Genomic DNA, 22,371 nt, shown 5'->3' with positions numbered 1-22,371 from the left:
AAATTACTCTGAGAAAAGAGATTTCTTTTTGAAGAAGAGGCTAATTGAACTCGGGATATGAACGGTTTGGTGTACAAAACATGTTTAAAGTAATTCCTTGTTGGGATAAATAATATGGAAACATTATTCAGAAAATATTTGAAAGGTGATACAACTTTATGGATTGTATTTATAGCATTGTGCATTCTTTCGATTATTGAAATGTACAGTGCATCAAGTACTTTGGCTTACAAAGCTTCAAATCATACAGCACCGTTACTTCGTCATGTGGGTTTCCTTACCGGAGGTGTTCTTATTGCTTTCGCGGTACATCTTGTGCCTTACAAATACATTCGCATTATATCTTATGTCGGGCTTATCATTTCAGCGGCTTTATTGGTTTTTGTTTTGTTTAAAGGGCACAGCGAAAATGATGCAGCACGTTGGTTGGTTATAGGAGGAGTTCAGTTTCAACCATCAGAATTGGCTAAACTTTCAGTGATTATCGTTGCGGCCGATTTAATATCGAGAATCAGGGATAATAAGAAAGACGAATGGATTTACTTCAGGAATACAGTCATCATGTTGCTCGGAGTTTGCGGACTCATTCTTTTGGAAAACTTTTCCACTGCGTTCATTTTGTTCGTGGTGGTATTTATCATGATGTTTATTGGTAGAATATCCATGAAATACCTGGGCTCAATGGCCGGTATTTTACTTGTTTCATTGTTTATAGGATATGGTGCCGTAAAAGCAATTCCTGAAGATTCAATGCCTCATATGTTCAAACGGGCATATACTTGGGTGGCTCGTATAGAAAGGCACTCTGATAAGAATGAAAAAGCCAGCAAGTATGTAATCACAGATAAAAACCGTCAGGAAATATACGGTCAGATTGCCATAGCCCGTGGCGGAGTTTTTGGTGTTTTGCCGGGTAATAGTGTTGAACGCGATTATTTGCCTCAAGCCTATTCCGATTTTATTTATTCCATTATTGTTGAAGAAATGGGTTTGATTGGTGGAATATTGGTTATAATTCTTTACCTCATTTTACTCTTTCGAGCGGGGCAGATTGCCACGAAATGCTCTTCTGTGTTTCCTGCCATTCTGGTAATCGGGCTTTGTCTTATGATTGTTATTCAGACTTATATAAACATGTCGGTAGCAACAAGTTTAATTCCTGTAACCGGTCAGCCTTTGCCATTGATTAGCCGCGGAGGAACTTCAATTTTGATTACCTGTATTTATTTTGGAATAATTTTAGGGATCACGCGTCAGATTAAGGAAGAATTGCCGGTGGAAGAAGAAGCTCCCGAGATGCCTGAGGATACCATGCCTGTGGTGGAGTTGGAAAGCTTGTAAATCTTCAGGTTAATCAATATAATAAGTGGAAAGTTTTATAAGTCACTTTATTTTGTGTAATTTGCGTTCAATATCTTACAATCATGAAATATAAATTCATTATCAGCGGTGGAGGAACCGGTGGACATATTTTTCCGGCAATCAGTATTGCCAATGCCTTGAAAAAAAGACTTCCTGATGCAGATATTCTTTTTGTGGGAGCACTTGGGAGGATGGAAATGGAACGCGTTCCGGCGGCCGGTTATCCTATTGAAGGATTGCCTATCAGTGGTTTCGACCGTAAAAATATGCTTCGCAATATCAAGGTGGTTTGGAATCTGCTACGTAGTCTGGTGTTGGCTCGTCGCATTATAAGCCGTTTTAAGCCGAATGTCGCTATCGGTGTTGGCGGATATGCCAGCGCGCCTACGCTTCGTGCTGCCTCGGCATTGGGTGTTCCTACTGTGATACAAGAGCAGAACTCGTATGCCGGTGTAACCAATAAGTTGCTGGCCAAAAAAGCTAAACGCATTTGTGTTGCATACGATGGCATGGATCGTTTCTTTCCTAAGGAGAAAGTGATATTGACAGGAAACCCTGTTCGTCAGGATTTATTTTCAGTTGGATCTAAAACTGAGGAAGCTTATAAGTTTTTCAATTTCGATCCTAAAAAGAAGACTATTTTGGTGGTTGGTGGAAGCCTTGGAGCCCGAACCATAAATCAAAGTATAATTGCAGGACTGGATAAATTAGCTGAAACCGATGTGCAGATAATTTGGCAGACGGGCAAGTTTTATATAGAAGATGCGCGCAAGGCGGCAGAACCTTTCATCTCGCCCAATTTACTGGTGACCGATTTTGTTTCGCGCATGGATATGGCTTATTCCATTGCCGATTTGGTGGTTTCGCGTGCCGGAGCAAGTTCTATTTCAGAATTGTGCTTGCTGGCAAAACCGGTGATTCTGATTCCATCGCCCAATGTTGCAGAAGATCATCAAACTCAGAATGCACTTGCTTTAGTACGCAAAGATGCTGCCATTATGATAAAGGATACTGATTCTAAAGCGCAACTGGTAGACAAGATGATGGAAGTCATTGAAGATGAAGCTCAACTAAATAAGCTGAGTAAGAACATACTTCAACTGGCAGAAAAAGATTCGGCAGACAGAATAGCCGAAGAGATTTTAAAACTGGTAGCGTTGTAAATGTTACTGAATGATGATGTAAAGAGATCGTTTTATGATAAACCAAGAAATGAAAAAAGATGCAAGCGTAAGTTCTTCTCCTTCGGGAAGATTAGGTGGGGCTTTTACTAAATACTATTTTTTAGGGATAGGTGGCATTGGAATGAGTGCTTTGGCTCGTTATTTCCATACGAAAGGCTTTCAGGTAGCCGGCTATGACCGTACCGAAACCAAGCTTACCAAGGAACTTCAGGCAGAGGGAATTACTGTGAGTTTTAATGAGAATGTGTCTGAAATTCCGTTTGTTTATACAAAACCGGAAAATACGCTGGTGATTTTGACTCCGGCTATTCCTGCTAATCACCCACAGTTGAAATACTTTCAGGCAAATAACTATAGCATTCAGAAACGTGCTCAGGTTTTAGGCGACATTACGCGTCAGAGCAAAGGCATTTGTATTGCCGGTACGCATGGAAAAACCACAACATCAACTATTGCGGCGCATCTTCTGTATCAGTCGCAGGTGTCATGCAATGCTTTTCTGGGTGGAATTGCCAATAATTACAACACAAATTTACTGCTTTCGGCCGAGAGCAATCTGGTGGTTATTGAGGCAGATGAATACGATCGTTCGTTTCATCAACTTTCGCCCTATATGGCGGTAATAACATCGGCCGATCCGGATCATTTGGATATTTATGAGACGGCAGACGCATTTCGCGAAAGTTTCGAACATTTTACGTCGCTGATTCGTCCTGGTGGAGCTCTGGTAATGCGTAAAGGAATAGACATCGTACCTCAGTTACAAAAAGGGGTGAAGCTTTATACTTACTCAATGAATGATGGAGGTGACTTTACCGCTGAAAACATCAGAACGGTCAATGGTGAAATACATTTTGATTTTGTTACTCCCAACGATCGTTTGTCCGATGTCCGATTGGGTGTTCCGGTTCAGATAAATGTTGAAAACAGTGTGGCGGCTATGGCTCTAGCCTGGTTGAATGGAGTTAGTTTTGATGAGTTGAGGACCGGAATATCTTCATTCTCGGGGATATATCGCCGATTTAATGTGGTGTATAAATCAGACAAGATAGTGTACATGGATGATTACGCTCACCACCCCAGCGAGTTGAAAGCCAGCATTGCTTCTATTCGTAATTTATACCCGAACAGAAAGATTACAGGGGTTTTTCAACCGCACCTTTATACACGAACCCGTGATTTCGCTACAGCCTTTGCTGAGGCCTTATCGCAGCTTGACGAATTGATTCTGCTGGACATTTATCCGGCGCGCGAATTGCCCATAGAAGGTGTTGATTCTGACTTGATTTTGCGCGATGTTAAACTAAAAAACAAAACTTTGTGCAGCAAGGAAAATCTATTACCTTTGCTCAAAGAAAAAGAGTTAGATGTTTTAGTGACTTTTGGTGCCGGAGATATTGATAAGTTAGTACCACTTATTAAAGATCAGTTAAAACAATCGTCAGTGAAATAATGCTCTGATTTCCAATGTGTATTATTTGATGAGAATTGGAAGTCTTTAAACTGAAAATTATATATGAAACCCATTTGGAAATATGTGTTGATTACTTTCTTTACCACATTGGTTTTGGGGTATTTGGCATTTTCAATTTGGTATTTTTCCGGACGGGGAAAAGATAGTGTCTGTAGAAAACTCGAAATTGTCATGACGGAGAGTAACGGGCATCAGTTGGTGACTAAAACTGAGGTTGCTCAAATACTTGAAGAGAATGATTTAAATCCGATAGGAAAATCGATAAAAAACATTCACACCGAGTCAATTGAAGAAACTTTACACAAGAATCCGATGATAAAAGTGGCGGAATGTTACAAAACTCCAACCGGAATTGTGCATATTCGCATCTCGCAGCGTTGTCCGAAATTTAGGGTGGTAGGTTATGGCAGTTATTATATCGATACCGATAGAAAAGTAATGCCGATTTCGAAAAATTATGCCGCTTATGTGCCGGTAGTTTCGGGTAGAGCTTATGTTTCGTCTATGACAACCAAAATGTTTGATTTTGTGACATTTTTAGAAGATAATCCATTTTGGAATGCACAGATCGAACAGATATTTATCAGGGATGATCTCAAGATAGAGCTTGTTCCCCGTGTAGGCGAAGCCATTATCCTGTTAGGAACATTGGATAATTACCAGTCAAAACTAGAGAAGTTACGGAAACTCTACGTTAATGGATTTAATGTAGTTGGTTGGAATAAATATAAGCTTATTGATTTACAATATAAAGATCAGGTGGTTTGCAGCAAAGTCGGTCAGGAAACCATAAAACCAGTTGTAGCGACCGAACAAAAAAAAGATAGTATTATTGCCAGTAGATTATGACCTCAAACAAACTTATAGCGATAGATTTTGGTAGTGCAAATATTTCGGCCATGGCTGCGGAAATACTTGATAACGGTGCAGTAAAAATTCTATCCGAAGAATCTAAAATATCCGACGATGTTAGATGGGGTATTGTTGAGAAACCATCAGGAGCATCGTTTAAAGTGAGTGAATTACTCAAATTGTTGAAGAACAGTGCTAAAATGCCTGATATTTCTCAGGTATCGGTAAGTGTTGGCGCAAAAACCATGAAACTTGCGCCCGCTTCAGTGAGTAGATTCGTTGGTAAATCTAATGTTATCACTGAGGATTTATTGACTGAGATGATGAATGAATGCGAGCGAAAATCTCAACGACCTGATATAACTGTTTTTGATGTTATTCCGGTTTCGTATGTGCTCGATGGTGAAATGATGGATGATCCGGTTGGTCAGACTGCCGCTCAGATAACAGCCAGCTATAATGTCGTTTTTGGTAGCTCAGTTATCAAATCGGAGCTCGAACGGTGTTTTGACCGAACAGGAATTGTGCTGGAATACAGTCCGTTGGCTGTCGAGTCTTTGTCTACTGTAGTGCTTGAAGAGCAGGAGCGTGAAGATGGTTGTGCGTTGATAAATTTTGGAGCAACTACCACAACTTTGGCGGTTTACCAGAATGATATTTTACAAAATTTGTTGGTAGTGCCTCTTGGGGCGAAAAACATTACCAAAGATATTCAGGAGCTTGGAATTAATGAAACGAATGCTGAAAGACTTAAATGTCTGAAGGGTAGTGCGTTGGAATCGCTGGTTGATGAGCCGGTTTATATTCAGATAAATGCTGTTGAAGAAACAGACCCTTCGGTGAAAATTTCAACAAAGTTTCTGGCGACAATTATAGAAGCGCGTTTGGAAGAGATTACCCAACCGATATTCGATGCCTTAGACAATCTGCCGTTTGCGCTTGAAGCAGGTATAGTGATTACGGGTGGAGGAGCAAAATTGAATGGTTTAATAGAATTCATTGCCGAAAAGACGGGTATTTATCCCCGCTTTGGTGGGCACTCAGAGTGGCTGGCCGATAATACCCCCGAAAAATATCATGATCCTAAATATGCTCAGCTGATAGGAACGATATTGCTTACCAATGAGTACAGAAAAGCACATCCGGTGGAAGTGGCTGTCAGTACACCCGCTAAGGAACCCAAAATTCCAAGGAAAAAGCTTAGGGATAAGATTGCCGATGGGTTTATCAATTTTTTCAATGATGACAATAAGCTGAATTAGTTTGATGCTGATAAAGATAAATTTGTAAATAATTTTTGAATTCAATATATATGGGATATTTAGACGATAGTTTACCTTTAGAATTGCCACTGGTTGACAGTTCAATTATTAAAGTTATTGGCGTTGGTGGTGGCGGTGGAAATGCTGTTAATCACATGTATCGTCAGGGAATTACAGACGTATCTTTTGTCGTTTGTAATACTGATAATCAGGCATTGGTTAAATCGCCTGTTCCAACAAAAATACAATTGGGAGTAGATACTACCGAAGGTCTGGGTGCCGGTGGAAAGCCCGAAGTTGCACGTCAGGCAGCCGAGGAATCAATAGATCGCATTCAGGAATTGCTGAAAGATAATACTAAAATGGTTTTTATTACTGCCGGTATGGGTGGTGGAACGGGAACCGGAGCATCGCCTGTGGTAGCAAAAGCTGCTCACGACCTGGGGATTCTGACTGTAGGTATTGTTACTATACCGTTTGCTTTCGAAGGAAATATGAAGATACGTCAGGCGCTCGAAGGTGTAGCTGCTTTAAGTGAGCATGTAGATGCGATTTTGGTTATCAATAATGAAAAATTAAAACAAATTTATCCTGACTTAGAGCTTTCTAATGCTTTTGCCAAAGCGGATGATGTGTTGACGAACGCTGCTAAAGCCATTGCTGAGATCATAACCGTTCCCGGATATATAAACACTGACTTTGCCGATGTGTACAGCATCATGAAAGATGGCAATGTGGCTATTATGAATACCGGTTATGCTTCGGGCGAGAACCGTATTACTAAAGCAATTGAAGATGCCTTGAATTCGCCGTTGTTGAATACAAATGATGTAAGCGGTGCCAGCAAAATATTGTTGAGTTTGTATTGTTCAACTACCGACCAGATCAGAATGGAAGAGGTGGAGCAGATACATGAATTTATGTCGAAGGTAGGTGAAAATGTTCAGGTTATATGGGGTGCAAGCTTTGATGATGAACTGCAAGATAAAGTAAAAATAACGCTTATAGCTACCGGATTTGATGTCAGTGATATACCGGGTATGCCGGCTAATGTGGCTAAAGCTTACGCTGCCAAACCGGCTATGAGTGCCGAAGCATCAAGGTTTTTTGATACTCCTAAACCGGAAGTTGTTCCTGAACCACAGCCGGTAGAAGAAGTTGAACTGGAGCCTGTAAAACTCAATATAGAGAAAACCTACGAGCAATATTATGGCAATGCTGCTCAAACAGGAACAGAACAGCAAGTTGAACCGGAACCTGAATTACCGGTATTTACGCTGGACGATTTGGAAGATGAAAAGACATTAAAAAATGTGGAGAATATTCCTGCCTGGAAGAGAAGATTAATGAAATAATGTGTTGATTTGATAATGCGTTGGTGAGGTGTAAAATGAAATTTTACAGGTTGGACTTAATGCATTAAACAACTATTGACTAATAAATAAATCAATAAAATGGACGAACTATTTGATAGAGTAAGTAGCGATATTAAAACTGCCATGTTGGCACGCGATAAAGTGGCTTTAGAGGCATTGCGAGGGATGAAGAAAGAGTTTCTGGAAGCTAAAACCGCCAAGGGGTCTGATGGTCATTTGTCTGACGATGCGGCCGTGAAGATTGTTCAGAAGATGGTGAAACAGCGCAAAGAATCGGCTCAGATTTATATCGAACAATCTCGTCCTGAATTGGCCGAGAACGAGCTTGCTGAGGCTGCTGTGCTTGAAAAATACCTGCCTGTTCAGCTGACCGATGCTGAGCTTGAAGCGGCAGTATCAGCCATTATAGCGCAGGTTGGAGCGGTCGGACCTCAGGATATGGGAAAAGTAATGGGAGTGGCCAGTAAACAGCTTGCCGGAAAAACCGAAGGTCGATTGATCTCCGAAAAAGTGAAGGCGCTTCTTGCTAGATAAAAGAATACGGAAATAACAGATTTCTGATTTCAAACCTATACCTCAAAAGTTAGACAATAGCTTTTGAGGTTTTTCTTTATCAGTTGATATGTTGTACAAAAAAAGCCTTCCGAAACTAATCGAAAGGCTTTGAATTGTGTGATCCAGCTGGGGCTCGAACCCAGGACCCCATCCTTAAAAGGGATGTGCTCTACCTGCTGAGCTACTAGATCATCAAACTTTGTATGCTGCTTTTAGTAACGAGTGATCCAGCTGGGGCTCGAACCCAGGACCCCATCCTTAAAAGGGATGTGCTCTACCTGCTGAGCTACTAGATCGTTTTTCAAAAGCGGTTGCAAAGATACGGTTTTTTTTCAAAACCACAAATGCTCTGTGGATGAAATGGATTATTATTTCTGGTGTAAATTGCAAAATTCAGATACATAAATAATTACAAACGAAGAAAACTTTGATTTTACAGGGTTTTTCTCTTCTGCTTCTGTTTTGAATGTATTTTAGAGCAGAATTATCGTCCGGATATTTACAAAATAGCTGCAAAATCTACCATAAACTATGTAAATAATTGTATCTTTGCAGTCATGGATATTGAAAATAGGAAGAAAATCAAATCTTGTACAGTGATATGTTCATTCTGCTAACACTGCTTTTATCCGCTTTTTTTTCGGGCCTGGAGATTGCTTTTGTAACTTCCAACAGACTTCGTTTTGAGTTGGATAAAAAGCAACGTAATCTGACATCGTCCATCCTTTCCGTTTTTTACCGCAATCCTCAGCAGTTTATATCTACCATGCTGGTCGGGAATAACATCTGTCTGGTTATTTACGGCTTATTAATGGCAGAAGTACTCACGCCTTGGTTAACTCCCATTGGAAACCCTTTTGTAATAACTTTTGTTCAGACCGTGTTGGCAACCGCTATAGTGCTTATTACGGGTGAATTTCTCCCAAAAACAATTTTCAGAATTAATCCGAATCTGTGGATGAGGGTCTTTTCGTGGTTGTTGCTTGCATTCTACGTCGTATTATACCCCATTACGCGTTTTAGCACCTGGGTTTCTGTTGGAATTCTGAGACTTTGCAGGGTGAACATATCTCAGACTACGCAGGAGAATGTTTTTTCGCGTATTGATTTGAATTTTTTAATTCAGGAAAGTTTTGAAAATGTGGAGAGTGAGAAAGAATTGGAAAACGAGGTGAAAATTTTTCAGAATGCACTTGATTTTTCTAAAGTAAAGTTGCGCGACTGCTCTGTGCCGCGTACTGATATTATTGCGCTGGAATATGAAGTAAGTGTCGATGTGCTGAAAGAAACATTTATCGAAACAGGATTATCCAAAATACCTATTTACAAAGGAGATATAGATAATATTGTCGGTTACATTCATTCTTCCGAGATGTTTGAACACCAAGTGGACTGGAAGAAAAGAATAAACCAGATACCGATAGTGCCTGAAAACATGGCTGCACAAAAACTGATGAAGATATTTATGCTTCAAAAGAAAAGTATAGCTGTGGTGGTGGATGAATTTGGCGGAACGGCCGGAATAGTAACACTCGAAGACATCATGGAAGAAATTTTCGGAGAAATAGAGGATGAACATGATACGCGTGATTATGTGGCCGAACAGACCGGTGAGAATGAATACATTTTTTCGGGGAGACTGGAAGTAGAGGCTATTAATGCGCAGTTTAACCTGAATATCCCTGAATCGGATTCGTACGAAACCATTGCAGGGTTCATTTTACACAATCATCAGCACTTTCCAAAATTGAATGAAATCATAAGAATTGACAGATTTACCATAAAGTGTGTGAAAGTGACGAATAACCGAATTGAATTGGTAAAGGTTGCGACGGCGGATTAATCCCTATCATTTTTCGATAAAAAATACAGAAAAATTTAGAAATTGCAGCAGCGTAAACTTTTTTTTTGTATATTCGTGCCCTCAAATTTGATGAAAAGCAAAAAAATAAAATATAAATTAATTTCAAAGAAATGGCAGTATTAGATAGAATTAGAAGCAAGGGAGTTTTACTTGTTGCAGTAGTAGGTCTTGCGTTATTAGCCTTTATTGTAGGCGATTTCCTTAAAGAGGGGTCAACTTTCTTTAATAAATCAAAAGAAATAGTTGGAAAAGTTGCTGGAGATGATATCAATATCAAGGAATATACAGCTGCCATTGAACAAATGACTGAGGTTTATAAAATTGAAACCGGAAGAGCAGAATTGAATGAAGAAATGACTACTCAGATTCGTCAGTCTGTTTGGGAAAGCATGATGAGCGAAAAAATATTGAACGCAGAGGCTAAAAAATTAGGTCTTGCCGTTAGTGCCGATGAGCTTTCTGATAGATTGATTGGTAATAACATTCACCCATTGATTATGCAACGCCGTACGTTTGCTGGTGAGAATGGTCAGTTTAGCCGTCCGGCTTTAGTGCAGTTTTTGAGTAGTTTGGAGCAGGCTCCTGCTAATGAGGAAATGAAACAACAAATTGCACAAGCAAAAAACTATTGGAATTTCTGGGAAAAAACCGTAAAAAATAGTATTTTACAAGAAAAATATAACGCATTGATATCAAAATCTGTTTGTGCTAACAGCCTTGATGCCAAAATGAGTTTTGAAGATAAGAAAACAAGTGTTGATGTGGCCTATGTGGTTCAACCTTATTTTGCAGTTCCGGATGCTGACATCAAAGTAAGCAGCAGTGAAATCAAAGACTTGTACAACAAGAAAAAAGAACAATTTAAACAAGATGCCAATTGCTCTTTCAGTTATGTAGCTTTTGATATCAAGCCATTACCCGAAGATTATAAAGAAGGTGAAGCTTGGATGAAAAAACTGGAAGGTGAGTTTAAAACTACTGCTGATGTTGCAGCTTTGGTTAACTCTAATTCTGATGTTATGTACGATGGACGTAACTACTCAGAGAGAACCGTTCCTGCTTTGCTCAAAGACTTTGCTTTTGGTAGCGCAACAGGTGCAGTTTACGGTCCTTCATTTGTAAATGATACCTACACCATGGCTCGTGTTATGCAAGGTGGTATTATGCAATCTGACTCAGTAAAACTACGTCACATATTTTTATTGGCTAAAGATGCAACGAAAGCAGACAGCTTGGTATCTGCCATTAAAGGTGGTGCTGATTTTGGAGCATTGGCTAAAAAATATTCAGCCGTAAAACAAACTGCTGCTAATGGTGGCGAAATCGGTTGGATGCAGGAAGCTACTCAGGGTCCAGAGAAAGAGATTACTTCACAGGCTTTCAGCAAATCTAAAAACGATATTTTTACTATTAAAGATGAACAGGGAGTTCAAATTTTCCAGGTAATGGACAAAACTCCGGCTCGCAGAAAAGTGAAACTGGCAATTCTTGAACGCAAAATAGTTCCTAGCAGCAAATCATATAGCAAAATCTACAATGATGCTAAACAATTTGCAGTAGATTTGTCGGCTGACAATTTTGATAAAAAAGCTAAAGAAAAAGGTTATATCGTTCGCCCTGCTGCTGAAGTATTGCGTTCTACCGAAAAAATTGCCGATATCAACCAATCAAGACAAATTATTCGTTGGGTATTCAATAGCAGCAAAAACGACGTTTCGGATGTGTTTGACTGTGGAACAAAATTTGTAGTTGCAATGACAACCGAGTTGAATAAAAAAGGATACCGCTCATTGGAGAAAGTTTCGGATCAATTGAAAGCTGAAATTATTAAAGACAAGAAAGCTGAATCAATGATTAAGAACCTGAGCGCAGAATTGAGCAAAACCGGTTCGCTTGAAGGATTGGCTTCTTTGCTGAAAGATTCGGTAAAAACTGCTCCGGCCGTAAACTTTGCTTCTTACCAGTTGGGTACTGCAGGATTTGAACCGGCAGTGATAGGTAAAGTTACCAAAACAGCTTTAGGCAAAGTTTCTACTCCGATAAAAGGGAATGCAGGTGTTTATGTTGTACGTACTTCAAACAAACAAGTAAACCCACAAGCATTCAACGCACAATTGGAAAAAATGCAATTAAATGCTCGTTTGAGCTACTCGCTGTCATATACACTTTTTCAGGATATGAAAGAAAAAGCTGATATCACAGATAATCGCTTGAACTTCTTTTAAAGAAAGAAATTTATAATTGAAAATGCCGAAAACGGGATGAGTAATTTCATTCCGTTTTCTTTTTGTCATCAAGTTTGTGTAACTTTGCACAGAAGAGCTTTACGGATAGCCCGTATTACGCTCTTTTATTTTAGAAATAGAAATAATAAGAATGGATAAGATAGCGCTTGTAGGTAAAAACATTGACGAATTAAAAGACATAGTGTCCGAACTGGGGATGCCTGCTTTTACAGCTAAACAGATATCGGAGTGGCTTTATAAGAAACGTGTTTTTAGTCTGGACGAAATGACTAATATCTCGGCTAAAAACAGGGCTCTGCTGGCCGCAAAATATGATGTCGGTCGTTCATTGCCTGTGCAGGCGGTGGAGTCGACGGATGGGACAAAAAAATACCTTTTCCGTACAGAAGGTGGACATTTTATAGAGTCGGTTTATATTCCGGACGAAGACAGAGCAACACTGTGTGTGTCGTCGCAGGTGGGCTGTAAGATGGGCTGTATGTTTTGCATGACGGGTAAGCAGAGCTTTACAGCTCAGCTCACCACTACGGAAATTCTGAACCAGATTATGTCGATACCCGAAGCAGAAACGCTGACCAACCTGGTATTTATGGGGATGGGCGAGCCGTTTGACAATACACTGGCTATGCTTCGGTCGTTGGAAATACTTACAGCCGACTACGGTTACGGTTGGAGCCCGAGACGGATAACCGTGTCGTCGATAGGGTTGATTCCGGGGATGAAAGTATTTTTGGAACGTTCGAATTGTCATTTAGCCATCAGTCTGCACTCGCCGTTTTCGGAAGAACGTCTGAAGTTGATGCCGATTGAGAAATCATTTCCGATAGCCAAGGTGCTCGACGAAATTCGCAAACATGATTTTAGTCATCAGCGTAGGGTATCGTTTGAGTATATTCTGTTCGATGGGGTGAATGACAGTATGCGCCATGCCGTAGAGTTGGTGAAGCTGCTCAGAGGAATTGATTGTCGTGTCAATCTGATTCGCTTTCACGCCATTCCTGGTATTGATTTGAAAAGCTCTACTCCCGAGAAAATGACATTTTTCCGCGATTATCTGACCAGTAATGGAGTTACCTCTACCATCCGTAGGTCGCGGGGTGAAGATATTTTTGCTGCTTGCGGTATGCTTTCCACACTGGAAAAGGAGAAAGAAGAGGCACAGCAGTAAATCTTTCTGAGTCCAATTCTTTCGGCTAACTATTTTTCAGGTACACGTATAAACTCGTAATTAAAAAATATGAGACAATATTTAAAAAGCATTTGCATCGTTCTGTTCTTTTTTTTAGAAGCACTCAGTATATCCTACGGACAAAAAAAACCGGAAGTTCAGATTGCCGATTCGTTGACTCTAATTGCCAACAGTTACATACGCATTGGGCGTATCAATGTGTTGGATTTCTATGCCAATGCCAAAACGAGTACCATTCATGTAGTTGTAAATGATAAGTTCGGCTATGTGCCTTTCAGACCCGATAATGTAAAGCGAATTTATAACGCAATCTCCAAAGTTGTGGCGAAGAAATACCCCGATTATACCATAGTATGTCAGATTGACAATAGAAAAATAGAAGATCTTATTCCCAATTTTTATAAACCCGAGTTACTCGATTCGGCTCGCTTATTTTCTGCTCCTGTACTTTCTTCACCTTTAGTACGGAACATGTCTCGTCCGTTTAATATATCGGAGGGCTTACAAAACCGTCATATAGCCTTGTGGCAGAGCCATGGCAAGTATTTCGACCAGAAACAATCCCGATGGGTGTGGCAACGTGCCCGGGTTTTTCAGGTGGTGGAAGATTTATACACCCAATCGTACGTATTACCTTATCTGGTTCCCATGCTCGAAAATGCCGGGGCTAACGTGTTGTTGCCGCGAGAGCGAGATACACAGACTAATGAAGTGATTGTTGACAACGATATCAGGGATGGACTTTCGCGCTACAGGGAGCAGAATGACCAAAAGCGTTGGAAGAAAGGCGATGGAACCGGTTTTGCCAACACCAAGGATGTTTATTCTCAAGGCGAAAATCCGTTCAGACTGGGAACTTTCAGGGAAGCACCCGTTGTGCACAATGCCGATGATGTAAGTCGTGTGGAGTGGGTGCCTAATATTCCTCAGGAAGGGCGCTATGCTGTGTATGTTTCGTATAAAACACTCTCCAATAGTGCAGCCGATGCTCATTATACGGTTTATCATAAGGGAGGTAAAACCGAATTTGTGGTTAATCAGACCATGAATGGCGGAACGTGGTTATACCTTGGGCATTTTAATTTCGACAAAGGCAGGAGTAATGACGACCGTGTGGTGCTCGCTAACCTCAGCTCGGAAGAAGGCAAAGTGGTAACAGCCGATGCCGTAAAATTTGGCGGGGGAATGGGCAATATAGCCCGAAGCCCTTTCGTGCCAGTGGTAGCATCTGTTACAGGGGATAGTCTTTCTGCTGTGAAACCACCGGTGGTTTATGAGCCCGAAATAAGCCGTTATCCGCGGTTCACGGAGGGGGCGCGTTACTGGTTACAGTGGGCAGGTATTCCGGACAGTATTTACAGCCGCACGGGTGGACAAAATGATTACTCGGACGATTTTCAGTCGCGGGGTTTCTGGGTGAATTATCTGGCGGGCGGTTCTAAGGTAGCCCCCGATAGAAAAGGATTGAATGTGCCCATCGATCTGGCACTGGCATTTCACAGCGATGCGGGTGTGTCGCTCAAAGACTCTATTATCGGCACATTGGGTATTTACACCGTTCAGAACTCGCAAGGAAAAACGACTTTCGAAAACGGAGTGTCGCGATGGACATCGCGCGATTTGACCGACATTGTACAAACCCAGATAGTGAACGATATCCGCAGAAAATTTGCACCTGAATGGGTGCGCAGGGATATGTGGAATAAATCCTACAGCGAATCGCGTGTGCCCGAAGTGCCCACCATGCTGCTGGAGCTTTTGTCTCATCAGAATTTTGCCGATATGCGTTACGGACTCGATCCGCGCTTTCGATTCACCGTTAGTCGGTCGGTGTATAAAGGCTTGCTCAGGTTCCTCTCGCTGACTAATCATACCGATTACGTGGTGCAACCGCTTCCTGTGGAGCAGTTCAGTTGCCGTTTTGTGGAACATAATAAGCTGGAAGTGCACTGGGTGGCAGCTACCGACAGCCTTGAACCAACGGCCAAGCCCGACCAGTATGTGATTTACACCCGGGTGGACAATGGCGATTTCGACAATGGAGTGTTGGTTAACTCCGACAGACTGAATATTACCATCCCTTCAGGTAAAATATACAGTTTTAAGGTAACGGCAGTAAATAAAGGTGGCGAAAGTTTTCCTTCCGAAATATTGTCGGCTTACCGAGCACCCAACGAAAAGGGCGAGGTAATGATAGTAAACGGTTTTGACAGAGTAAGCGGCCCGGAGAGTTTTCGGTCGGATACCTGTGCCGGATTTAGAAACGAACGGGATGCAGGTGTGCCTTACCAATCAGAAATATCGTATGTGGGTAGCCAATACGATTTTAAACGTACCAGTCCGTGGGTGACGGACGATGCTCCGGGTTTTGGTGCCAGTCATGCCAACTACGAAGGCAAGGTGATAGCGGGTAATACCTTCGATTACCCTTATTTACACGGCAAAGCCATCAAGGCGGCAGGTTATTCCTTTGTATCTTGTTCCGAAAAATCAGTATTAAACTCTGATATTGATTTGACACAATATAAAGTGGTAGATTTGATATTGGGTAAACAAAAGCAAACTTTCGTAGGAAATGCTAAAAAAGCACCCGATTTTAAAACTTTTCCATTAGCTTTGCAGCAATCATTACAGACGTTCTGCGTACGGGGCGGAAACCTGCTGGTGAGCGGGGCTTATATCGGATCGGACATGGGCGAGGCGTTACATCCGCTACGTGAGGATGTGTCGTTTATGGAAAATGTATTGAAATTCAAGTTCCGCACTTCGCAGGCAAGTGTGTGCGGCAATGTACGCATCGTCAATTCGCCCTATAAGTCATTTAAGAAAGACGATTTGACTTATTTTGATGAGCCCAATGCTACATCGTATTATGTGGAGTCGCCCGATGCTATCGATCCGCTTGGCGAAGGCAGTTATACCATTTGCCGTTATGCCGAGAATAATTCAAGCGCAGCTGTAGCCTATTCGGGAGCATACAAAACCTGTTGCTTTGGATTTCCGCTGGAAACCATTCAGTTGGAGAGAGACCGGACAGAATTAATGGAGTCGGTATTGTCGTTTTTCGCAGGCACGCCCGGCACGGTAAAAAAATAATAAAGAGCATATAAGACTAATAAAGTTGTAAGTATCAAACTATCGAGACAATAGAATAATATGGAAGCAGAAAAAATAATTATTGGCATTACTCACGGTGATATCAATGGTATAGGGTATGAAGTTATGCTTAAGACTCTGGCCGATAACCGCATGCTCGAAACTTTTGTTCCTGTAATTTACGGGTCGTCAAAAGTGGCTGCGTACCACCGTAAAAATCTCGATATTCAGGGTTTGAACCTGAATGTGGTAAACTCTATAGAGGAGATTAACCTTAAACGTGTAAACATCGTAAACTGTGTGGACGACGAAATTAAGGTAGAGCTCGGAACCTCCACCGAAGAGGCCGGAAAAGCAGCTCTTATAGCCTTGGAACGTGCCACCGAGGATTTACAAAGCGGTGCCCTGCAAGCGCTGGTAACTGCGCCTATCAACAAAAAAAATATACAATCGGGTACGTTTAAGTTTCCCGGACACACGGAATACCTTGAGCAGAAATTCGGATCGACAACGCCTGCGTTGATGATGCTGGTGAACGACGTGATGCGCGTGGCTGTGGTTACGGGTCATATTCCGGTAAACAACATAGTCGCTGAGCTGACCGAAAAACTAATAGTGGATAAACTGACGGTGCTCAATGCTTCGCTGAAAAAAGATTTCAATATCGATCGTCCGCGCATAGCTGTGCTGGGGCTCAACCCTCATGCAGGCGACGAAGGAGTGATTGGTAATGAAGAAAACACGGTGATCATTCCGGCCATGAAAAAAGCCGAAGCGCAGGGCATAGTATGTGCCGGTCCGTATCCTGCCGATGGTTTCTTTGGCGCTGGCAATTTCAGTAGGTTTGATGCCGTGCTGGCCATGTACCACGATCAGGGACTTATTGCTTTCAAAACCGTGTCGATGGATACAGGTGTGAATTATACAGCCGGACTGCCCGTTATACGCACTTCGCCCGACCACGGTACGGCTTACGATATCGCCGGAAAAAACTTGGCTTCCGAGGAGTCGTTCCGTCAGGCACTTTACCTGGCTTACGATGTGTACCAAAACCGAAAATGGAACGAAGAAATAAGCGCCAATCCCCTGAAAACAGAACAACGCTTTGAGCGTGGCGGCAGGGTGGAGTAGATACAGTAATCAGTGAACAGTTTACAGTAAACAGTTATCAGTGTTGGTAATAAGATATATAAAACATAATAGAAGAATCCGATGTCAGATAATGATATCGGATTTTTTGTTTAATGCTGGATCGGGTCTTGCGATTTATAATCGCGAATACTTGCAGTTAGATATACGCGATTAGAAATCGCGAGACACAATCATATAGTTTCAGCGCTAAGAATAGGAGGATACAAAATAAATGCTATTTTTGTATGCATAAATATTCCGGTTATGAAAATAAAATTTTGTGTATTGATTCTTTTATTTCCGTTCGCTACTGCCTTTGGTTTGGAGTCTAAAACGGTTCAGGAATCGAAAGCTTTGATCCGTAGGGTGCTGGCAGGGCATGCCGATGATTTTGTAGTGAAAGAGATTTCGTCCGAAAAGGGCTTGGATGTATTCGAAGTGGAAGCACAAAATGGGAAGATAGTGCTGCGTGGAAATAACGGAGTTTCCATCGCTACGGCCTTCAACTGGTACCTGAAAGAAACCGCGCATCTGAGTTACGACTGGCAGGCTATTAAACCGCTTACTATTTCGGGAAATTTGCCTTTGCCTGCTGCAAAAATTCGCAAGACTTGTGCCGCTCAGCAGCGGTTTTTCAATAACACCTGCACTTTTGGATATACTTTTGCTTTTTGGAACTGGGGGCAATGGCAACGATTTATTGACTGGATGGCTATGAATGGCGTAAACCGCCCATTGATGCTCGCAGGACAGGAAGCGGTTTGGCAGGAAGTGTGGAAATCGTTTGGCATGACGGATACGGCGGTTCGCTCTTATTTTTCGGGTCCGGCACATTTGCCCTGGCACCGGATGGCCAATATGGATAAATGGGGCGGTCCGCTACCCATTTCGTATATTGAGGGACAAAAGAAACTTCAACAACACATCTTGCAGCGTTCGCGGGCATTGGGCATGAAACCTATTCTTTCCGCATTTGCAGGTCATGTGCCCGAGCAGTTGAAAACGTTACGTCCATCGGCCAAGATAACCCGGATAGAGCCCGGTTGGGGTGGTATGGCAGCAGAATATACTACTTATTTTCTGGATCCTACCGACAATTTGTTTGGCGAAATTCAGAAACGTTTTCTGACAGTGCAGCAGAAGCTTTACGGAACCGACCATCTGTATTCTGCCGATCCGTTCAACGAAATTACACCTCCGAGCTGGGAACCCGATTATTTAGCCAACGTGGGCAAGACCATTTATGAAACTATGTCGCAAGTGGATAAAGAGGCCATTTGGTATCAGATGTCCTGGACTTTCTATAACGATCCCACACACTGGACGCGTCCGCGCCTTTCGGCCATGATACATGCCGTGCCTCAGGGTAAACTGTTTTTTTTGGATTATAACTGCGAGGAAGAAGAGTTTTTCCGAAAGTCGGACAATTTCTACGGAGCTCCTTTTATTTGGTGTTATCTGGGTAATTTTGGTGCAAATACGCATCTGGTAGCACCTCTGAACAAGGTAGTGAACCGATTGGGAAAATTGACTTATGGCAGTGCTTGTGTGGGAGTAGGGTCAACCCTCGAAGGAATAAATGTAAACCCGGAAATTTACGAGACAGTGCTCGAAATGCCGTGGCGGGCTGATGAAACGGTGACTGCCGACACCCTGATCCGTCATTATGCCGAACGCAGGGCCGGAGCAAGAGATAAAGCCGTAATAGAAGCCTGGCAACTACTCAGGCAACACGTATTGGTAGATACGGCTGTGGGCATTTGGAATCATTGTGTGGTATTTCAGGTGTCACCCGTGACGGATTTGACCCGGGCTTTCTGGGCAACAAACCCCAAGATTCCGTATCGGAATGTCGATTTAGCCATTGCGCTCAATCGGATGTTTCAGGCTAGTGCTAATTCCAAGAAAACGGATGCTTATCGGTTCGATGTGGTAAATCTGACACGTCAGGCGTTGGGAAATTACGGCACGGTATTGTACCACAAAATGATGGAAGCTTACAGCCGAAAGAACCTGATTGATTTTCGTAAATATTCCGGCGAATTTCTACAACTGGGACAGGAAATAGACGGCCTGCTGGCTACCCGTCATGAATTTTTACTGGGGAAATGGTTGGCGGACGCCCGTAGTTGGGGCACTACTCCGGCCGAAAAAGCCTATTATGAGCGCAATGCCCGTGAGATAATCACCACCTGGCACAAGGCTGGTGGCGGTCTGACCGACTACTCTAACCGACAATGGAACGGACTCTTGCGAAGTTATTATCTGCCCCGTTGGAAAGAATTCATTAACCGTTTGGACACGTCGCTATCTACAGGAAAAGATTATGACGACAAAGCTTTTGCAGCGTGGTGCTCTGCCTTCGAGCAGCATTGGGTGGATAGCCCTTCGTCAGCTTATTCGGATACTGAGACGGGCGACGCCGTGAAAATGGCTTTTGAGCTTTTTGGAAAATACAAGCAGCAGATGCTTGAACGGTGATGATTGCTAAGATGCTACCCCACAAAAAAAAATGGAGTTTTGGCATTGTGCAAAATATATATGATTTTTACAATCTTCCAATTAAGGTAGCCCCCTTTAGGGGGTTGGGGGTTGCTTCTTACAACTTTATATAAATCTTCTTTTTGTCCAGCACATAACCCACAAACCAGCACGTTAGCATCCACCACACGGCAAACAGGAAGGCACCGAAGTAATCGCCTGCCCGGCTGAAAATGTGGTTGTACAGCCAACTGAAAACGGGTTCGTTGCCAATCTTTACCAACCACATTACGGTAACGCCCAGTTCGCTCATCAGGTAGATAAACAGCGGGTTTTTGCCTGCAATAATAAAGAAATGCGAACCCTTGGTTTTGCCAAGGAAATCGGTGAAATAGATAATCACACTCAGCAGCAAACAGTCCAGCCCGACGGTGAGTACGGCATACGAGCTTGTCCACAGCTTCTTGTTGATGGGCATCCACGAATTCCAGCAATACGCCAGCACCAGCAAGCCTATGCCCACCAGCAATAATTTGGCAAGGCTTTCGTAGCTTTTACCCTTCTGTTGTTGCAGGTATCGCCCAACCGCAAATCCGGCTATAACATTAAACAGGGCAGGCAAGGTGCTCAGCACGCCTTCGGGGTCGAACGGAAAACCCTCGCCGCCGTACAAATGATGGGTACCGAGTAACCAGATGTCCAGGCGCAGTACCGCATTTCCGGTTTTGCTAAACTCAGCACCCGCTTCGCCAAACGCAAGTAACAGCACCCAGTAAGCCAGCAACGAAACGACGCCCACCCAAATAGTCCGCTTTGTTCCCAGGTAATACACCAGCAGCGCCGTGATGCCGTAGCACAAAGCAATACGTTGCAATACACCCATAATGCGGGTTTGCGAAATGGGAGAAAGGATAAGGTGCGACTCGGCGTTCAGCCTGAAAAACGGAAACCAATACATCAGGTAACCAATCAGGAAGATAAGCGCCGTGCGTTTGAATATCTTCAGCAGCACATCCGATTGCTTCATCGTGTCCCAGCGTTTCATGGCAAAACCCAAAGCATTTCCCACGGCAAATAAAAAAGAAGGGAAAACCAGGTCGGTGGGGGTAAATCCGTTCCAGTCGGCATGCATCAGCGGCCAGTAAGTGGTGGCGCCGTTGCCCGACGTATTTACGATAATCATAAAACACACGGTCATTCCGCGAAAAATATCCAGCGCCGTAAAGCGCGAAATGGCTGCGGCGTCAGCAGAAGGTGATTTAGTCATGATAAGTTAGTGTTTATATGACAACAAAAATAGTATAATTTGTAGAAAAAAGCAGGTTTGCCGATAATTCATTTAAAAGCAATGCCCGGCAAATGCTTAGTTCTGTTAATGAAATATGTTTTATAACATAAAAATTAAGTTTGACTTTTTATTTTCGAGTTATAAATTTGCAATGTTTGTTACTCACTTACTCATTAACCTCTGATACGCCTTAACTACGTATGTATGCTGATAATCTGTTACCCACGTCGGTAATTTCCGTTTCGGAACATCCCATATCCACCTCTTTTTCTCCCTTTCGGGCAGAAATTCATACGCATCCACTCGTCTTCGAGACATCGCCCCGCCCTGCACAGTTTCTTTTTCAGACAGCAGGTAGCGGGGAAATGAATCTACTCTTTGTCTGAAAAATAACGGGCGAAGCGAAAACCCGTTATCTGTTACATGTTTTACAAAAAAAATAATCAAAAAAATGAATAATATACATAACCAGAGCATTCCTCAGGAAGTGCTCGACCAGGTGAGAAGTAAAATAGATGAAGCAATTCAGCTTGTTAAACCCTATTCGGTAGTAATGACAGCCGACGATCGTGCATCGGCGCTTAAAGTAGGCGATAAAACATTTACCTTTATTACCAAGGTATTTGCCTATACAAAAACTAATCCTGAGTTTATACCAGGCTACATGAATATGAGAGAATTCGATGTTGACTTTCAGGATGCAGGTGGACATGTGGACGTAGTATCGTTGATCAATCAACTGTACAACTACTTCGACGATACAAAACTGGCAGCGCGCAGCGAGGCTTATGCAGCATCCTTGTTTTATTATGGTAATGTGCAGCAGGCAGCTTCGGTTAACTTGCCGGGTGCAAAGGCTATCTACGATGACCTGAAATCGTATTTCCCTAGAACAGGTAAAACTACCGAATCAAAAAAGTAAATGTTTAAGTGAACCTTTAAAGTGAATGGAAAAGCCGTGAGACTTATGTCTCCGGCTTTTATTTTATCCTGTTGGGCAAGCGAGTTTTG

The 22,371-nt window shown here is 42.4% G+C and carries 15 protein-coding genes and 2 tRNA genes; 14 read left to right on the top strand and 3 right to left on the bottom strand.

Annotated features, from left to right (window positions below):
* Positions 1-114 precede the first annotated feature (114 nt).
* From PALPR_RS07500 to PALPR_RS07470, 7 genes are all read left to right on the top strand, one after another.
* Positions 115-1,341, top strand: a complete 1,227-nt coding sequence (locus PALPR_RS07500; RefSeq protein WP_013445015.1) for an FtsW/RodA/SpoVE family cell cycle protein — start codon at positions 115-117, stop codon at positions 1,339-1,341.
* Positions 1,342-1,424: 83 nt separating this feature from the next.
* Positions 1,425-2,525, top strand: a complete 1,101-nt coding sequence (murG, locus tag PALPR_RS07495; RefSeq protein WP_013445014.1) for an undecaprenyldiphospho-muramoylpentapeptide beta-N-acetylglucosaminyltransferase — start codon at positions 1,425-1,427, stop codon at positions 2,523-2,525.
* Between the two features lie 34 nt (positions 2,526-2,559).
* Positions 2,560-3,999 carry a UDP-N-acetylmuramate--L-alanine ligase gene (gene murC / locus PALPR_RS07490; protein ID WP_013445013.1) on the top strand — a complete coding sequence of 480 codons (1,440 nt, stop codon included), beginning with the start codon at positions 2,560-2,562 and terminating at the stop codon, positions 3,997-3,999.
* A gap of 63 nt (positions 4,000-4,062) precedes the next feature.
* Positions 4,063-4,869 carry a cell division protein FtsQ/DivIB gene (locus tag PALPR_RS07485; RefSeq protein WP_013445012.1) on the top strand — a complete coding sequence of 269 codons (807 nt, stop codon included), beginning with the start codon at positions 4,063-4,065 and terminating at the stop codon, positions 4,867-4,869.
* Complete coding sequence (gene ftsA, locus PALPR_RS07480; RefSeq protein WP_013445011.1) at positions 4,866-6,134, top strand: cell division protein FtsA; 1,269 nt, start codon at positions 4,866-4,868, stop codon at positions 6,132-6,134. The genes PALPR_RS07485 and ftsA overlap by 4 nt, the downstream gene beginning before the upstream one ends.
* A 50-nt stretch (positions 6,135-6,184) precedes the next feature.
* The gene (gene ftsZ / locus PALPR_RS07475; protein ID WP_013445010.1) at positions 6,185-7,489 is read left to right on the top strand and encodes a cell division protein FtsZ; all 1,305 of its coding nucleotides are present in this window, start codon (positions 6,185-6,187) and stop codon (positions 7,487-7,489) included.
* A 99-nt stretch (positions 7,490-7,588) separates the two neighbouring features.
* Positions 7,589-8,044 carry a GatB/YqeY domain-containing protein gene (locus tag PALPR_RS07470; protein ID WP_013445009.1) on the top strand — a complete coding sequence of 152 codons (456 nt, stop codon included), beginning with the start codon at positions 7,589-7,591 and terminating at the stop codon, positions 8,042-8,044.
* A 139-nt stretch (positions 8,045-8,183) separates the two neighbouring features.
* Here the strand turns inward: PALPR_RS07470 and PALPR_RS07465 are convergent.
* A tRNA-Lys gene (locus PALPR_RS07465) sits at positions 8,184-8,256 on the bottom strand.
* Between the two features lie 32 nt (positions 8,257-8,288).
* Positions 8,289-8,361: transfer RNA gene (locus PALPR_RS07460), tRNA-Lys, on the bottom strand.
* 305 nt (positions 8,362-8,666) lie between these two features.
* On the opposite strand from PALPR_RS07460, the gene PALPR_RS07455 reads away from it, so the two are divergent.
* The 6 genes from PALPR_RS07455 (at position 8,667) to PALPR_RS07430 (ending at position 20,072) form a co-directional block, all read left to right on the top strand.
* A complete protein-coding gene (locus PALPR_RS07455; protein WP_013445008.1) occupies positions 8,667-9,908 on the top strand; it encodes a hemolysin family protein in 1,242 nt (413 codons plus the stop codon).
* A 131-nt stretch (positions 9,909-10,039) separates the two neighbouring features.
* Entirely contained in the window at positions 10,040-12,154 is a 2,115-nt protein-coding gene (locus PALPR_RS07450; RefSeq protein WP_013445007.1) for a peptidylprolyl isomerase, read from the top strand.
* A 151-nt stretch (positions 12,155-12,305) separates the two neighbouring features.
* A complete protein-coding gene (gene rlmN, locus PALPR_RS07445) occupies positions 12,306-13,343 on the top strand; it encodes a dual-specificity RNA methyltransferase RlmN (protein ID WP_013445006.1) in 1,038 nt (345 codons plus the stop codon).
* A 69-nt stretch (positions 13,344-13,412) separates the two neighbouring features.
* Complete coding sequence (locus PALPR_RS07440; protein ID WP_013445005.1) at positions 13,413-16,460, top strand: golvesin C-terminal-like domain-containing protein; 3,048 nt, start codon at positions 13,413-13,415, stop codon at positions 16,458-16,460.
* A gap of 60 nt (positions 16,461-16,520) precedes the next feature.
* Positions 16,521-17,591: a 4-hydroxythreonine-4-phosphate dehydrogenase PdxA gene (gene pdxA, locus PALPR_RS07435; protein ID WP_013445004.1), complete on the top strand. Its 1,071-nt coding sequence runs from the start codon at positions 16,521-16,523 to the stop codon at positions 17,589-17,591.
* 264 nt (positions 17,592-17,855) lie between these two features.
* Positions 17,856-20,072, top strand: a complete 2,217-nt coding sequence (locus PALPR_RS07430) for an alpha-N-acetylglucosaminidase (RefSeq protein WP_013445003.1) — start codon at positions 17,856-17,858, stop codon at positions 20,070-20,072.
* Positions 20,073-20,190: 118 nt separating this feature from the next.
* On the opposite strand, the gene PALPR_RS07425 is transcribed toward PALPR_RS07430, so the two are convergent.
* The gene (locus PALPR_RS07425) at positions 20,191-21,339 is read right to left on the bottom strand and encodes an acyltransferase family protein (RefSeq protein WP_013445002.1); all 1,149 of its coding nucleotides are present in this window, start codon (positions 21,337-21,339) and stop codon (positions 20,191-20,193) included.
* Between the two features lie 472 nt (positions 21,340-21,811).
* On the opposite strand from PALPR_RS07425, the gene PALPR_RS07420 reads away from it, so the two are divergent.
* A complete protein-coding gene (locus tag PALPR_RS07420; RefSeq protein ID WP_013445001.1) occupies positions 21,812-22,282 on the top strand; it encodes a hypothetical protein in 471 nt (156 codons plus the stop codon).
* Positions 22,283-22,371 lie beyond the last annotated feature (89 nt).

The sequence above is a fragment of the Paludibacter propionicigenes WB4 genome (genome assembly GCF_000183135.1).
GTDB classification, from domain to species: Bacteria; Bacteroidota; Bacteroidia; order Bacteroidales; family Paludibacteraceae; genus Paludibacter; species Paludibacter propionicigenes.
The sequence above is the reverse complement of the archived record's forward strand: the minus strand, read 5'-3'. Positions and strand labels throughout refer to the sequence as shown.

What these genes read in the sequence shown, in the direction of transcription:
- ftsA (WP_013445011.1), top strand. Translation starts at nt 4,866, where the DNA reads ATGACCTCAAACAAACTTATAGCGATAGATTTTGGTAGTGCAAATATT.
- rlmN (WP_013445006.1), top strand. Translation starts at nt 12,306, where the DNA reads ATGGATAAGATAGCGCTTGTAGGTAAAAACATTGACGAATTAAAAGAC.
- PALPR_RS07455 (WP_013445008.1), top strand. Translation starts at nt 8,667, where the DNA reads ATGTTCATTCTGCTAACACTGCTTTTATCCGCTTTTTTTTCGGGCCTG.
- PALPR_RS07500 (WP_013445015.1), top strand. Translation starts at nt 115, where the DNA reads ATGGAAACATTATTCAGAAAATATTTGAAAGGTGATACAACTTTATGG.
- PALPR_RS07425 (WP_013445002.1), bottom strand. Translation starts at nt 21,339, where the DNA reads ATGACTAAATCACCTTCTGCTGACGCCGCAGCCATTTCGCGCTTTACG.
- PALPR_RS07430 (WP_013445003.1), top strand. Translation starts at nt 17,856, where the DNA reads ATGAAAATAAAATTTTGTGTATTGATTCTTTTATTTCCGTTCGCTACT.
- pdxA (WP_013445004.1), top strand. Translation starts at nt 16,521, where the DNA reads ATGGAAGCAGAAAAAATAATTATTGGCATTACTCACGGTGATATCAAT.
- ftsZ (WP_013445010.1), top strand. Translation starts at nt 6,185, where the DNA reads ATGGGATATTTAGACGATAGTTTACCTTTAGAATTGCCACTGGTTGAC.
- PALPR_RS07470 (WP_013445009.1), top strand. Translation starts at nt 7,589, where the DNA reads ATGGACGAACTATTTGATAGAGTAAGTAGCGATATTAAAACTGCCATG.
- PALPR_RS07485 (WP_013445012.1), top strand. Translation starts at nt 4,063, where the DNA reads ATGAAACCCATTTGGAAATATGTGTTGATTACTTTCTTTACCACATTG.
- PALPR_RS07450 (WP_013445007.1), top strand. Translation starts at nt 10,040, where the DNA reads ATGGCAGTATTAGATAGAATTAGAAGCAAGGGAGTTTTACTTGTTGCA.
- murG (WP_013445014.1), top strand. Translation starts at nt 1,425, where the DNA reads ATGAAATATAAATTCATTATCAGCGGTGGAGGAACCGGTGGACATATT.
- PALPR_RS07440 (WP_013445005.1), top strand. Translation starts at nt 13,413, where the DNA reads ATGAGACAATATTTAAAAAGCATTTGCATCGTTCTGTTCTTTTTTTTA.
- murC (WP_013445013.1), top strand. Translation starts at nt 2,560, where the DNA reads ATGATAAACCAAGAAATGAAAAAAGATGCAAGCGTAAGTTCTTCTCCT.
- PALPR_RS07420 (WP_013445001.1), top strand. Translation starts at nt 21,812, where the DNA reads ATGAATAATATACATAACCAGAGCATTCCTCAGGAAGTGCTCGACCAG.